The 13493-nt window shown below is 53.7% G+C and carries 16 protein-coding genes; 6 read left to right on the top strand and 10 right to left on the bottom strand.

The annotated features are described in order from the left end of the window. Positions 1–15: 15 nt before the first annotated feature. From ACOXYR_RS05595 to yfbV, 3 genes are all read right to left on the bottom strand, one after another. Positions 16–675 (bottom strand): sugar phosphatase, encoded by a 660-nt coding sequence (locus tag ACOXYR_RS05595; protein ID WP_421355488.1) that lies wholly within the window; start codon positions 673–675, stop codon positions 16–18. A gap of 11 nt (positions 676–686) precedes the next feature. Further along, positions 687–1181 (bottom strand): YfbU family protein, encoded by a 495-nt coding sequence (locus ACOXYR_RS05590; protein ID WP_015963646.1) that lies wholly within the window; start codon positions 1179–1181, stop codon positions 687–689. Between the two features lie 82 nt (positions 1182–1263). Continuing rightward, the gene (yfbV, locus tag ACOXYR_RS05585) at positions 1264–1719 is read right to left on the bottom strand and encodes a terminus macrodomain insulation protein YfbV (protein ID WP_108473586.1); all 456 of its coding nucleotides are present in this window, start codon (positions 1717–1719) and stop codon (positions 1264–1266) included. 337 nt (positions 1720–2056) lie between these two features. On the opposite strand from yfbV, the gene ackA reads away from it, so the two are divergent. After that, a complete protein-coding gene (gene ackA, locus ACOXYR_RS05580; protein ID WP_108473585.1) occupies positions 2057–3259 on the top strand; it encodes an acetate kinase in 1203 nt (400 codons plus the stop codon). Between the two features lie 78 nt (positions 3260–3337). Beyond that, complete coding sequence (gene pta, locus ACOXYR_RS05575; protein ID WP_108473584.1) at positions 3338–5479, top strand: phosphate acetyltransferase; 2142 nt, start codon at positions 3338–3340, stop codon at positions 5477–5479. Positions 5480–5577: 98 nt separating this feature from the next. Here the strand turns inward: pta and yfcD are convergent, their stop codons facing one another. The 3 genes from yfcD to yfcF are packed head-to-tail and all read right to left on the bottom strand — an operon-like array spanning position 5578 to position 7437. Next, the gene (gene yfcD / locus ACOXYR_RS05570; protein ID WP_108473583.1) at positions 5578–6129 is read right to left on the bottom strand and encodes an NUDIX hydrolase YfcD; all 552 of its coding nucleotides are present in this window, start codon (positions 6127–6129) and stop codon (positions 5578–5580) included. 55 nt (positions 6130–6184) lie between these two features. Next, the gene (gene yfcE / locus ACOXYR_RS05565; RefSeq protein ID WP_421355487.1) at positions 6185–6736 is read right to left on the bottom strand and encodes a phosphodiesterase; all 552 of its coding nucleotides are present in this window, start codon (positions 6734–6736) and stop codon (positions 6185–6187) included. Between the two features lie 56 nt (positions 6737–6792). Then, positions 6793–7437 carry a glutathione transferase gene (gene yfcF, locus ACOXYR_RS05560; RefSeq protein ID WP_421355486.1) on the bottom strand — a complete coding sequence of 215 codons (645 nt, stop codon included), beginning with the start codon at positions 7435–7437 and terminating at the stop codon, positions 6793–6795. A gap of 149 nt (positions 7438–7586) precedes the next feature. Between yfcF and yfcG the strand changes: the two genes are divergently transcribed. The 4 genes from yfcG (at position 7587) to ACOXYR_RS05540 (ending at position 10351) form a co-directional block, all read left to right on the top strand. After that, on the top strand, positions 7587–8216 hold the full coding sequence (gene yfcG / locus ACOXYR_RS05555; protein ID WP_189622753.1) for a GSH-dependent disulfide bond oxidoreductase: 630 nt from the start codon (positions 7587–7589) through the stop codon (positions 8214–8216). Between the two features lie 58 nt (positions 8217–8274). Beyond that, positions 8275–8637 carry a dihydroneopterin triphosphate 2'-epimerase gene (gene folX / locus ACOXYR_RS05550; protein ID WP_015963638.1) on the top strand — a complete coding sequence of 121 codons (363 nt, stop codon included), beginning with the start codon at positions 8275–8277 and terminating at the stop codon, positions 8635–8637. 21 nt (positions 8638–8658) lie between these two features. Next, entirely contained in the window at positions 8659–9561 is a 903-nt protein-coding gene (locus ACOXYR_RS05545) for a TIGR01777 family oxidoreductase (RefSeq protein ID WP_350436796.1), read from the top strand. A 283-nt stretch (positions 9562–9844) separates the two neighbouring features. Beyond that, complete coding sequence (locus ACOXYR_RS05540) at positions 9845–10351, top strand: GNAT family N-acetyltransferase (RefSeq protein WP_421355485.1); 507 nt, start codon at positions 9845–9847, stop codon at positions 10349–10351. A gap of 26 nt (positions 10352–10377) precedes the next feature. Here the strand turns inward: ACOXYR_RS05540 and hisP are convergent, their stop codons facing one another. The 4 genes from hisP to hisJ all read right to left on the bottom strand — a co-directional run bounded on the left by hisP (position 10378) and on the right by hisJ (position 13409). Continuing rightward, positions 10378–11151 carry a histidine ABC transporter ATP-binding protein HisP gene (hisP, locus tag ACOXYR_RS05535; RefSeq protein ID WP_108473577.1) on the bottom strand — a complete coding sequence of 258 codons (774 nt, stop codon included), beginning with the start codon at positions 11149–11151 and terminating at the stop codon, positions 10378–10380. A gap of 7 nt (positions 11152–11158) precedes the next feature. Then, complete coding sequence (locus tag ACOXYR_RS05530) at positions 11159–11875, bottom strand: ABC transporter permease (protein ID WP_421355484.1); 717 nt, start codon at positions 11873–11875, stop codon at positions 11159–11161. After that, positions 11872–12558, bottom strand: coding sequence for a histidine ABC transporter permease HisQ (locus ACOXYR_RS05525; RefSeq protein WP_108473575.1), 687 nt, complete (start codon positions 12556–12558; stop codon positions 11872–11874). The genes ACOXYR_RS05530 and ACOXYR_RS05525 overlap by 4 nt, the downstream gene beginning before the upstream one ends. Before the next feature lie 68 nt (positions 12559–12626). Next, on the bottom strand, positions 12627–13409 hold the full coding sequence (gene hisJ, locus ACOXYR_RS05520) for a histidine ABC transporter substrate-binding protein HisJ (protein ID WP_108473574.1): 783 nt from the start codon (positions 13407–13409) through the stop codon (positions 12627–12629). Positions 13410–13493: the final 84 nt, after the last annotated feature.

Raw genomic sequence — 13493 nt, 5'->3', positions numbered from 1 at the left:
GGCCAAATCATAAGATTATGCTTTTAACGTAACGTCTACAGTACCGTCGGGCTGTTTAACAATATTGAGCACATCAAGCGTCGTCAGGACAAAATCGGCTTCGTTAAGACGTGGCGCATCTGCCGGGACGTTAACCGCAATAACATGACACCCCGCCGCCAACCCGGAGAGCACACCCGCCGCGGCGTCCTCCACAACCGTGCAATCCTGCGGAGCGAGCCCTAACAGCTCCGCGCCCAGCAGATACGCATCCGGCTCTGGCTTGCCGCGCTTCACGCGCTCGGCAGTGACAAACACCTCCGGCATCGGCAGCCCCGCCGCTTTGTGGCGAGCATGCGCGACCGGGATGGAACCCGAAGTAACAATCGCCCACGGAATATGGTTCGCGTTCAGCGTTTCGAGCAACTCAAGCGCGCCTGGCAGTGCAATCACGCCGTCCGTATCGCTGGCTTCAATCTGCTCAAGGCGGGTGAACTCAGCCTGAATCGCCTCTTCAGATTGCCCCGGCATAAAGTGGCGCAGCGAGGTGATCGCTTGTTTACCGTGGATAAAACCGAGGATCTCATCGTGCGGGATCCCGAAGCGATCGCCCCAACTGCACCATGAGCGTTCCACCACTGGCAGAGAATCCACCAGCGTACCGTCCAGATCAAACAGAAAACCTTTACACTGCACAGGCGCCTCCATCAGGCGTTGATGATTTGATTAATTTCGTTGCTGCTCAGGTGGTACTGGCGCGGGCAGGAGTGCCACACGTTCAGCATGCGCTGATACTTATCCCACATTGGGGTCTGAGCGTTAAAGCCGTGCGTACCCGCGTCGAAATGGGTATAGCGGCCTTCAACATTGACCATGAAGCGGACATAGCTCAGGAAGCGGGCTTCAGTCGCCGCGTCAAAGCCCAGGAAGGTGACGCGACGTTCATCGATGGTGTCGGCGTCTTTCAGGTTGGTCCATGAGACGTGCAGCGCGTGATACATCTCCATGATGTCGATAACAATGCGGCAGGTTTCTTCTTTTAACTCACCGAAGTCGCGATCCAGTTCGCGCATTTGCAGGCCAAAACCGCGCTCGATGATGGTCTGCAGACGGCGATAGCGTTCCGCGTTATCGGGATCAAGCATAGTCATCATTTTGTATTGATTGGACAAAATCAGACGTTGAGCATGGGTCATTTCCATTTTTACGACTCCTGTTGCGCTTTGCAGCATAAAAAAAGACACAAACGTTGTGCCTTCTTTTATATGCGTTTTTGATGGTTAATTACAAATCATCAAGGAAAGTTTTATCCAGTTGTTTGAAGGCGCGCTTAAGCGTGTCAGCCAATGCCTGATAATCGGGCTTGCCTTCGACCGGGGCCAGCGCTTGCCCGGCCTCCTGCAATTTTCCCCGCACTTCGTAAAACCACTGCAAGGTGGACGGCGGCAACGGCGTAACAGAGCGTTTTCCCAACCACCATAAACCCTGCATTGGCAGGCTCAGGGCAAACAGCGCGGTAGCGACGGCCGGGCCAAGTTGCCCACCCAGGGCAATTTGCCAGCACAGCGTAAAGACCGCTACCGGCGGCATAAAGCGGATTGCGTGGCGAGTGATACGGATGGCGCGGTTTTCGATAAATACCGGCGCGAGGCGTTTTTCCAGCGGCCACGTCTTAGAGTAGTGCTGCCCCCGGCGGAACAAACTAAAAAAACTGACCGAGCGATTTTCGGGCGTCGACATGGCTTACCTCAACTTCACATATAAAAATTAAAAAATTCGTGCAAATCCACAACTGGGTATGACAACGTTCAAAACATTTTGGCATACACCCTGCAATCGGGTATCCTGTGCCAGCCTGAGATGAGGGCTAGTCTATCTCGTCCAGTCCGTCAAATTATCGCATATTCTGCCATTGGCTGAAAAATATGCAAAATGACTTAGAATCAATATGTATTTCTTTCATCCTGCCTCAAAATCGATTCAGGCATGATGTTAATCATAAATGTCAGCTTCATCCTGCGCTACGCTTTGTGACTCCTGACGTTTTTTTAGCCACGTATCATAAATAGGTACTTCCATGTCGAGTAAGTTAGTACTGGTTCTGAACTGCGGTAGCTCCTCACTGAAATTTGCCATCATCGATGCACTGAACGGTGACGAGTACCTCTCTGGTTTGGCCGAATGTTTCCATCTTCCTGAAGCACGTATCAAATGGAAAATGGACGGCAGCAAACAAGAAGCGGCTTTAGGTGCAGGCGCCGCTCACAGTGAAGCGCTGAACTTTATCGTTAACACTATTCTGGCACAAAAACCAGAACTGTCTGCACAGCTGACTGCGATTGGTCACCGTATCGTACACGGCGGCGAGAAGTACACCAGCTCCGTTGTTATCGACGAATCCGTCATCCAGGGCATCAAAGACTCCGCCTCTTTTGCTCCGCTGCATAACCCGGCTCACCTGATCGGTATCGCCGAAGCGCTGAAATCCTTCCCGAATCTGAAAGACAAAAACGTGGCTGTATTCGACACCGCGTTCCATCAGACCATGCCGGAAGAATCTTACCTTTATGCTCTGCCGTACAGCTTGTACAAAGAGCATGGCGTTCGTCGCTACGGCGCGCACGGCACCAGCCACTTCTTCGTGACTCAGGAAGCGGCCAAAATGCTGAACAAACCGGTTGAAGAACTGAACATCATCACCTGCCACCTGGGCAACGGTGGTTCTGTTTCTGCAATCCGTAACGGCAAATGCGTTGACACCTCTATGGGTCTGACGCCGCTGGAAGGTCTGGTTATGGGTACGCGCTCTGGCGACATCGACCCGGCTATCATCTTCCACCTGCACGACACCCTGGGCATGAGCGTTGACGCTATCAACAAAATGCTGACCAAAGAGTCTGGCCTGCTGGGTCTGACCGAAGTCACCAGCGACTGCCGTTATGTTGAAGACAACTACCAGGAGAAAGCAGACGCTAAACGTGCAATGGACGTTTACTGCCACCGTCTGGCGAAATACATCGGTTCTTACACTGCACTGATGGACGGTCGTCTGGACGCTGTTGTCTTCACCGGTGGTATCGGTGAAAACGCCGCGATGGTTCGCGAACTCTCCCTGGGTAAACTGGGCGTTCTGGGCTTCGAAGTTGATCACGAACGTAACCTGGCTGCACGTTTCGGTAAATCTGGTTTCATCAACAAAGAAGGCACCCGCCCTGCTGTTGTGATCCCGACCAACGAAGAGCTGGTTATCGCGCAAGACGCCTGCCGTCTGACCGCCTGATTCCACACCGCCAGCAATGCTGGCGGTGCTGTTTTGTGCCCGCCCAAATCGGCGGCAACGAGCAAAAGAGGATAAACCGTGTCCCGTATTATCATGCTTATTCCTACCGGAACCAGCGTCGGCCTGACCAGCGTCAGCCTGGGCGTCATCCGTGCTATGGAACGTAAAGGCGTTCGTCTGAGCGTCTTCAAACCTATCGCTCAACCGCGTACCGGTGGCGATGCACCAGACCAGACCACCACTATCGTGCGTGCGAACTCTGCTATCCCGGCGGCTGAACCGCTGAAGATGAGCCACGTTGAGACTCTGCTGTCCAGCAATCAGAAAGATGTGCTGATGGAAGAGATCATCGCTAACTACCACGCGAACACCAAAGACGCGGAAGTGGTTCTGGTTGAAGGTTTAGTGCCGACGCGCAAACATCAGTTTGCTCAGTCTCTGAACTATGAAATCGCTAAAACGCTGAATGCAGAAATCGTCTTTGTGATGTCTCAGGGTACTGATACCCAGGAACAGATCAACGAACGCATTGAGCTGACTCGCAGCAGCTTCGGCGGCGCGAAAAACACCAACATCACCGGCGTTATCGTTAACAAACTGAATGCCCCGGTTGATGAACAGGGCCGTACTCGCCCGGATCTGTCCGAAATCTTCGACGACTCCACCACGGCAAAAGTGATTAAAGTCGATCCTGCTAAGTTGAGCTCTGCCAGCTCTCTGCCGGTTCTGGGCGCGATTCCGTGGAGTTTCGATCTGATCGCGACGCGCGCAATCGACATGGCGCGTCACCTGAACGCGACCATCATCAATGAAGGCGACATCAAGACCCGCCGCGTGAAATCCGTGACCTTCTGTGCACGTAGCATCCCGCACATGCTGGAACACTTCCGTCCGGGTTCACTGCTGGTGACCTCCGCAGACCGTCCTGACGTTCTGGTTGCCGCTTGTCTCGCAGCCATGAACGGCGTTGAGATCGGCGCGCTGGTTCTGACCGGTGGCTATGAAATGGACGCACGCATCAGCAAACTGTGCGAACGTGCCTTCGCGACTGGCCTGCCGGTATTCATGGTGAACACCAACACCTGGCAGACCTCTCTGAGCCTGCAGAGCTTCAACCTGGAAGTCCCGGTTGACGATCACGAGCGTATTGAGAAAGTTCAGGAATACGTTGCTAACTACATCAACGCTGACTGGATCGAGTCTCTGACCGCGACCTCCGAGCGCAGCCGCCGTCTGTCTCCGCCGGCATTCCGTTATCAGCTCACCGAGCTGGCGCGTAAAGCCGGTAAACGTGTTGTTCTGCCTGAAGGCGACGAACCGCGTACCGTTAAAGCGGCTGCTATCTGTGCTGAGCGTGGTATCGCAACCTGCGTGCTGCTGGGTAACCCGGATGAAATCAACCGTGTTGCTGCAGCGCAGGGCGTTGAACTGGGCGCTGGTGTAGAAATCGTTGACCCGGATGTGGTTCGCGAAAGCTATGTTGCGCGTCTGGTTGAACTGCGTAAAAACAAAGGCATGACCGAAACCGTTGCCCGCGAACAGCTGGAAGACAACGTGGTTCTTGGTACCCTGATGCTGGAGCAGGACGACGTTGACGGCCTGGTTTCCGGTGCCGTTCACACGACTGCGAACACCATCCGTCCGCCGCTGCAGCTTATCAAAACTGCGCCAGGCAGCTCGCTGGTTTCCTCTGTGTTCTTCATGCTGCTGCCAGAACAGGTTTATGTTTACGGTGACTGCGCGATCAACCCGGATCCGACCGCTGAACAACTGGCAGAAATCGCGATTCAGTCCGCTGATTCCGCTACTGCATTTGGTATCGAACCGCGCGTTGCGATGCTCTCCTACTCCACCGGTACCTCTGGTGCAGGTAGCGACGTAGAGAAAGTTCGCGAAGCGACTCGTCTGGCGCAGGAAAAACGTCCTGACCTGATGATCGACGGCCCGCTGCAGTATGACGCCGCTGTGATGGCTGACGTTGCGAAATCTAAAGCGCCGAACTCCCCGGTTGCCGGTCGCGCTACCGTGTTCATCTTCCCGGATCTGAACACCGGTAACACCACCTATAAAGCGGTTCAGCGTTCTGCCGACCTGATCTCTATCGGGCCGATGCTGCAAGGCATGCGCAAACCGGTTAACGACCTGTCTCGTGGCGCACTGGTTGACGATATCGTCTACACCATCGCGCTGACCGCGATTCAGTCGGCTCAGCAGGACTAATATAGTCTGCCGCCCCTTCACCGGGGCGAAAAAAAATCCAGGGGTGTAAACCTCTGGATTTTTTTATGGGCGCGAGACGCCATCACATTTGCCGTACGCTACTCTTTGTCAGCCGTTTCAGGCTCATGCGACTGATTCTTCGCATTGCGGCTCATCCACAGCGCCAGCGCTTTTAGCGAGTCTGCGGTAAACTCGTCACAGCGGGCGGTGATCTCTTCCGGCGTCAGCCAGCACACTTCGCTGACCTCTTCTTCCTGCAATGCAAACGGCCCGTGCGACACGCAACTGAACAAGCTTCCCCAAACGCGGCAGTGTTTATCTTCAAAGTAGAACTGCCCATGGTCGGCAAACGGCACACCGGCAATGCCAAGCTCTTCTTCTGCTTCGCGACGCGCGGAGTCCAGCATCTGCTCATCAGACTGCACCACACCGCCTGCCGTCGCATCCAGCAAGCCAGGTTGGTAATCTTTGGTATCGGTGCGACGCTGCACCAGTATCTTGCCCATACCGTCATGAACGACAATATAAGTAGCACGATGACGCAGACATTGAGCCCGCATCTGTTCACGGCTGGCCTGCGCGATAACCTCATTGTCTTCGTTGACGATATCTACCCATTCCGTGCTTGCCAAATGATTCTGCTCGACCATCAGAAAACCTTCTCCAGGAGCGCTCTTGCGGCGCATTTTACGTTTGTCGGCTAAATTACGGGTTAATCACAACCTCTGCAATAACCTGTTGATCATTGAGTGCGAAAACTTGCAATTTATCGCCATCCAGCATGCCGTAACTGGCGACATTTCCGCCTTTCGGAATACTGACCGAACCGGGATTAAACAGGAAAATCTCACCTCGCTTCTCGGCAACCGGAAGATGCGTATGCCCGGAGACCAGCACATCGCCTGCCGCCAGCGGCGGGAGGTTATCGGGGCCATAGAGATGACCGTGCGTCAGAAACAAGCGCTGATTTTCTGTCAGGATCTGCTGCCAGGGCGCTGTGATGGGAAAGTGCAACAGCATCTGGTCAACTTCGCTGTCGCAGTTGCCGCGAACGGCAATAATCTGGCTCGCCAGCGGATTGAGGCGTTCGGCTACCTGCGCCGGCGCGTAGCCTTCAGGCAATGCATTACGCGGCCCGTGATAGAGGATATCGCCAAGGATAACCAACCAGCGGGCACCGCTTTGTGCAAAGAGTGACAATACGCGTCCAGTCGCGGGCAGAGAACCATGAATGTCCGATGCAAACATCAGCTTCATTTATCAAATCTCCACACATGAAAACCGTACTATCATAATGGATTCCGTTCGCGTTTTCAGCCTGCGCGTTTTGCTGAAAGCGCAACGTAACGCAGAACAGAAGAACGCTGCCACTGGAACTCGGCGTAATCAGCAAGCGCCTGCGGGACATCATCCCCGTTCAGCACCAGGCGATTAAGCATCAGCGCCAGGTCCGTATCTGCGATACACCATTCACCAAACAAATTTTGCTGTCCATGAGCCAGTAATGTACTCGCCGTGTCAAACAGTTTAGCGGCGCTTGCTTCTCCTGCCCGGCTTAATGGCGGTTTTTTTACGCCAGCGAATACCACATCCGTTGAGCGCTCTTCGCGAATCGGCATCAGGTCGCTGCGCAACCATGCCTGAATTTGCCGGGCCCGGGCGCGTTTTTGAATGTCGTGAGGATAGAGCCGCTCCCACTGCGGCGGGGCAAAGCGCTCATCAAGGTATTCAGTGATTGCCGATGACTCGCTCAACTGGAAGTCATCGATTTCCAGCAGCGGCACGCGTCGCGTCTGGCTATAGCCTTTCCAGCCTGACTGAAGATGTTCACCGTTATTCAGCGACACGGATTTAAGGGTGAACGGCAGGCTTTTTTCCTGCAGTGCCACGTAAACGGATAAAACATAAGGCGAGAAAAAATCGGAATCTGACCAAAGGGTAATAGCAGGGTTGCTCATAACATACTCACTGTCTGATGGCGATAAATCAACATATCCTGTCTTTTCACGCTTGTCACTTACCGCCACCATGAGGATTTTGCATGTCATCCCCGTGTCGCAACTGAGGCCTATACTTAGGTCACACCCCGCCACAAATCGGAGAGACGATGATAGACCTCTACTATGCGCCCACCCCGAACGGCCACAAAATAACGCTTTTTCTGGAAGAAGCCGAATTGCCCTACCGTTTGATTCGCGTCGATATCAATAAAGGTGAGCAGTTTAAGCCGCAATTTCTCGCCATTTCGCCGAATAATAAAATTCCGGCAATAATTGATCATCAACCGGAAGACGGCGGTGCCCCCTTTAGCCTGTTTGAATCCGGTGCCATTTTGCTTTATCTCGCTGAAAAATCCGGCAAGTTGCTGAGCGGCGAACTGCGCGAGCGCCATACGACGTTGCAGTGGTTGTTCTGGCAGGTCGGCGGTCTTGGCCCGATGCTGGGGCAGAACCATCACTTTAATCACTTCGCCCCTCAGCCCGTCCCCTATGCCATTGAGCGATATCAGGTGGAAGCTCAGCGCCTGTATAGCGTGCTGAATCAACGCCTTGCCAGCAATCCATGGATTGCTGGCGATCACTACAGCATTGCCGATATTGCCTGCTGGCCGTGGATAAACTCTCACGTTCGGCAACGTATCGATCTTGCCGCTTATCCGGCAGTGCAAAACTGGTTTGAGCGCATACGCCAACGCCCGGCCACCGCGCGTGCCATGCAGCTGGCCCAGCCCCATTAAGCAGCCGATTGCTTTCGTGTATGATGGCTGAGACAACGATAAAAAGGAGTAATCTGCAATGTCTCAGCCAGACGCTATTATCCGCATCAAAAATCTTCGCCTGCGCACCTTTATCGGGATTAAAGACGAAGAGATAGCCAACCGTCAGGATGTGGTTATCAATATTGAGATTCGCTACCCGGCAGACCGCGCGCGCAACAGTGAAGATATTAACGATGCGCTGAACTATCGCACTATCACCAAAAATATCATTAGCCACATTGAGGGTAACCGTTTCTCACTACTGGAAAAATTAACTCAGGATGTGCTCGATATCGCACGTGAACATCACTGGGTCACCTATGCTGAAGTGGAGGTCGATAAACTTCACGCGCTGCGTTACGCCGACTCTGTTTCCATTGCTATGAGCTGGCAACGTTAAGCGCTTCCTGACGGAGGTGGCATGAAGATTCTGATAACCGGCGGTACCGGGCTGATTGGCGGCCATTTAGTTCCGCGACTGCTGGAACTGGGCCATGCGGTGACCGTGGTTACCCGCAGCCCGGATAAAGCCCGGCAGCGTTTTGGCTCGCGCGTTGAGATCTGGAAGGGGCTTGACGACAAGCGCACGCTTGATGGCATTGACGCCGTCATCAATCTGGCGGGCGAGCCGATTGCCGATAAACGCTGGACTGATGCGCAAAAACAGCGGCTGTGCGAAAGCCGCTGGCATATTACGGAAAAAATAAGCACATTAATTCAGGCCAGCGAAACACCGCCTCACGTGCTAATTTCAGGTTCTGCGACGGGATATTATGGCGATCTCGGTGAAGTTGTGGTGACGGAGGAAGAGCCGCCGCACAATGAATTTACCCACAAACTCTGTGCGAAGTGGGAACAGATCGCCTGCACCGCGCAAAGCGATCGTACTCGCGTTTGCCTGCTTCGCACCGGCGTCGTGCTGGCGGCAAAAGGCGGCATTCTCGGCAAAATGCTCCCACCGTTCAAACTTGGGCTTGGCGGGCCAATCGGCACCGGTCGACAATATCTGGCGTGGATCCATATCGACGATATGGTCAACGGCATTTTGTGGTTGCTCGATAATCCACTTCGCGGGCCGTTCAATATGGTCTCCCCTTATCCGGTCCACAATGAACAATTCGCCCATTCCCTCGGCCATGCGCTACATCGCCCCGCTATTCTCCGCGTTCCCGCCACGGCGATCCGCCTGCTAATGGGAGAATCGTCGGTGCTGGTGCTGGGCGGGCAACGCGCCCTGCCAAAACGGCTGGAAGAGAGCGGTTTTGTCTTCCGCTGGCACGACCTCGATGAAGCGCTAGAGGATCTTTTAGCCTGGGGGAAGTGAGAGTGATGACATTGCCTGATGCGCTACGCTTATCAGGCCTACAATATTTTTGCAATATATTGAATTTGCAATATTTTGTAGGCCGGATAAGGCGTTTACGCCACATCCGGCAATAACGAAGCGCACTTTGTCAGCAATCAGGCGCCTTTAAACTGGGGGCCTTTGTAAACCTTCATGTTCTTATACCATGGTCTTAGCCATCACCACGCTGCACTCAAGAGCCTGTAATCCCACACGTCGAGGTGTTAAGGTACTCGCTTCTTTACCCGTTATGGCATTGAATATGATTACCCTCACCACGCCGCGTCTGCAGCTCTCCTCCTTCAACGCATCTGACTGGCCCTTTTTCCTGCGACTTCGTCAGGATCCTCAGGTGATGCGTTATATGGGCGAGGTGTTGAGTGAAGCGGCGCTGCGAACCGTTTTCGATGCGCGCTGCGCCGATAGTGGCGTATTCGTTCTGCGTGAGACTCACGGCGAGCCAATCGGTGATATTGGCTTGCGCATCAGCAGTAAAAATCCACACGAAGCCGACGTCGGCTATGCGCTGTTACCGGGTGCGCAGGGGAAAGGCTATGCCCGCGAAGCACTGAGCGCTATCTGCCAGTACGGGTTTACTGAACTGGGTGTGAATGCCATTAATGCCTGGGTGCTGGGCGAGAACCGCAGCTCTTCGCGCCTGCTGGAAAAACAGGGGTTTGTGCGCATTCAGGTACTGGAAAATGCCTATCATCTGAACGGTATTGACTACGACGACTGGGTCTATCGGCTGGAACGTCCACACGAATAGCCCGGCAGAGCGCCGGGCTGAGAAGATTACTTCAGAGAACCTTTGAGGAACTGCTGCAAACGCGGGCTTTGCGGGTTATCGAACAGTTGTTCCGGGGTACCCTCTTCCTCAATTTTGCCCTGATGCAGGAAAATAACATGTGACGATACGTGACGGGCAAAGCCCATTTCGTGCGTCACCACTACCATGGTTTTCCCCTCTTCCGCCAGTTGCTGCATGATGCGCAGCACCTCGCCCACCAGCTCCGGATCCAGCGCGGAGGTCGGCTCATCAAACAGCAGCACTTCCGGCTCCATCGCCAATGCACGGGCAATCGAAACACGCTGCTGCTGGCCACCGGAAAGGTGCACCGGATATTTCGCCTGCTGGCGCGCATCAATGCCCACCTTCGCGAGATACTTTTCCGCACGTTCACGCGCTTCCTGCTTGCTCAGGCCCAGCACCTGAATCGGCGCTTCCATCACGTTCTCAAGCACCGTCATGTGGCTCCAGAGATTAAAGTGCTGGAAGACCATCGTCAGACGGGTACGTAGCAGGCGCAGCTGATTTTTATCAGCGACTTTCAACTGTCCGTCTTTATCCCGTACCAGCCCGATATTCTGACCGCTCACCACAATCGTGCCTTCGCTCGGTTTTTCGAGGAAGTTAATACAGCGCAAAAACGTACTTTTCCCCGACCCGGACGAACCAATAATAGTGATCACATCACCGGCATCCGCCTTCAGTGATACCCCTTTCAGCACCTCGTGTTCGCCGTAGTGCTTATGCAGATCGATTACGTTTAATTTATTCTCAGGCATCGTGTTCTCAGTGCGAAGAAGAAGGTTTTACATGCTGCAACCAGCGTTTTTCCGCTTTGCGGAACAGAGAGATAAGCACATACGAGATAATCAAATAAAGTACCGCCGCGATCCCAAATGCCGTAAAGGGCTGATAGGTGGCAGAGTTGATATCTCGGGCAATCTTCAGTAAGTCCGGCACGGTGGCGGTGAATGCCAGCGCCGTCGAGTGCAGCATCAAAATCACTTCATTGCTGTAAGCCGGCAGCGCAATACGCAGCGCCGACGGTAAAATAATGCAGCGGTAAAGCTTAACGGAGGAGAAACCATAGGCGCGCGCCGCTTCAATTTCACCCGCCGGTACCGCGCGAATCGCGCCCGCGAAAATCTCGGTAGTATAGGCGCAGGTATTCAGCGTGAGCGCCAGCACCGTACAGTTCAGGCCGCTGCGGAAAAAGGCGTTCAGCAGTTCGGTGCCTTTCACAATTTCGAGCGTATACATGCCGGAGTAGAACACCAGCAGTTGCACATACAGCGGCGTGCCGCGAAAAATATAGGTAAACAGCCACACCGGGAATCGGATGTATTTATTGCTGGAGACGCGGGCAATGGCGAGAAACAGCGCCAGAATGCCGCCCATCACCACCGAAGAAATCAGCAGCCACAGCGTAATGGCAACGCCCGAGAAGCGATACCCATCCGTCCACAGCAGGGATTTCCAGTATTCCTGAATAATGTCAATCACAGGTCAGCCCTCTTCACGCCCACGGAGTAACGGCGTTCGAGCAAGAGCAGCACACCATTGGAAACGGTTGTAAATACCAGATAAATCAGGCCACAGACGATGGCGAAATAGAAAGGCTCCCAGGTACTCTTCCCGGCCAGCTGTGTCGCTTTCACCACATCTTCCAGCCCCAGCAGCGACACCAGCGCTGTCGATTTGAGAATAACCTGCCAGTTGTTGCCAATTCCCGGTAGCGCGTAGCGCATCATCGCCGGGAACAGAATGCGACGGAACGTCTGCCCACCGGTAAAGCCAAAGGCCGTCGCCGCCTCGATGTGCCCTTTCGGCACCGCCATAAACGCACCGCGGAAGGTCTCGGTAAAATAGGCGCCGTAGATAAACCCAAGCGTAATAATACCGGCAATCATCGGGTCGATGTCGAACTGGCTTAAACCGAGTGAATCGGTGACCACGTTCAGCGCCATCTGTAACCCATAGAAAATCAACAACATCAGCACGAGATCTGGCACGCCACGAATCAGCGTGGTATAGCCTTCAAAAATCAACGCCAACAGGCGATTATTGGAAAGCTTTGCACCAGCCCCAACCAGGCCGATAAGCACCGCCAGTACCACTGAGCTGATTGCCAGCTCAAGCGTCACCAGCGCGCCCTGAAAAATGACTTGTGAAAACCCGTAAAGCATTCAGCCTGCCCTGTCTTATTATCACCGTCGCCCCATTCAGAGGCGGGGCGACGGGTGGTCAGCGACGGTTATTCACCGTATACGTTAAAATCGAAGTACTTTTTCGCCAGCTTGTCATACGTGCCGTCAGCACGCATTTCAGCAAACGCTTTATTCAGCGCTTCACGCAGTTCGTTATCTTCTTTACGCAGGCCCATACCGGTACCCACGCCAAACAGTTTTTCATCTTTGATGGACGGGCCACCAAACGTGTAATCTTTACCAATTGGCTGCTTCAGGAAACCTTCGCTTGCCGCGACTTCATCCTGAAACGCCGCGTCAATGCGCCCCGCGGTCAGGTCAGAATAAATGTTGTCCTGGCCCTGATAAGAGACAATCTCAACGCCTTTTGCCGCCCAGTGTTCATTACCGTAAGTTTCCTGGGTCGTCCCCTGCAGTACGCCGACACGTTTACCTTTCAGCGTGGTGAGGTCTGGCGTCACCGGAGAACCTTTTTTCACCACCAGGCGAGAATCCGCTGCATAAAGCTTGTCGGTAAATGCGATTTCCTGCTGACGTTTTTCGGTGATAGAGAGCGAAGACATAATGGCATCGATTTTCTTCGCTTTCAGAGACGGGATCAGCGCGTCCAGCGGGTTCTCAACGAAGGTACATTGTGTCTGGATACGCTTACACAGCTCTTTTGCCAGATCGATATCAAAACCAATCAATTCACCCTTTGCATTCTTTGATTCAAACGGTGCATAGGTTGGGTCGGTGCCAATTCGTACTTTTTGTGGGATTGCTGCGAAAACACTCGAAGCGCTGGAAAGCGCCAATACCAGAGAAAAAGATAACGCCAGCTTTTTCATATTTATCCTCGACTGCCTTTGATTTCTGCGGGTTTGTCCAAAAAATCCTGAGCAGTTATCGTGCCACTTTTCAGCCCAGAATGG

The sequence above is a fragment of the Pseudocitrobacter faecalis genome, from assembly GCF_965231525.1.
Classification (GTDB): Bacteria; Pseudomonadota; Gammaproteobacteria; order Enterobacterales; family Enterobacteriaceae; genus Pseudocitrobacter; species Pseudocitrobacter faecalis.
The sequence above is the reverse complement of the archived record's forward strand: the minus strand, read 5'-3'. Positions and strand labels throughout refer to the sequence as shown.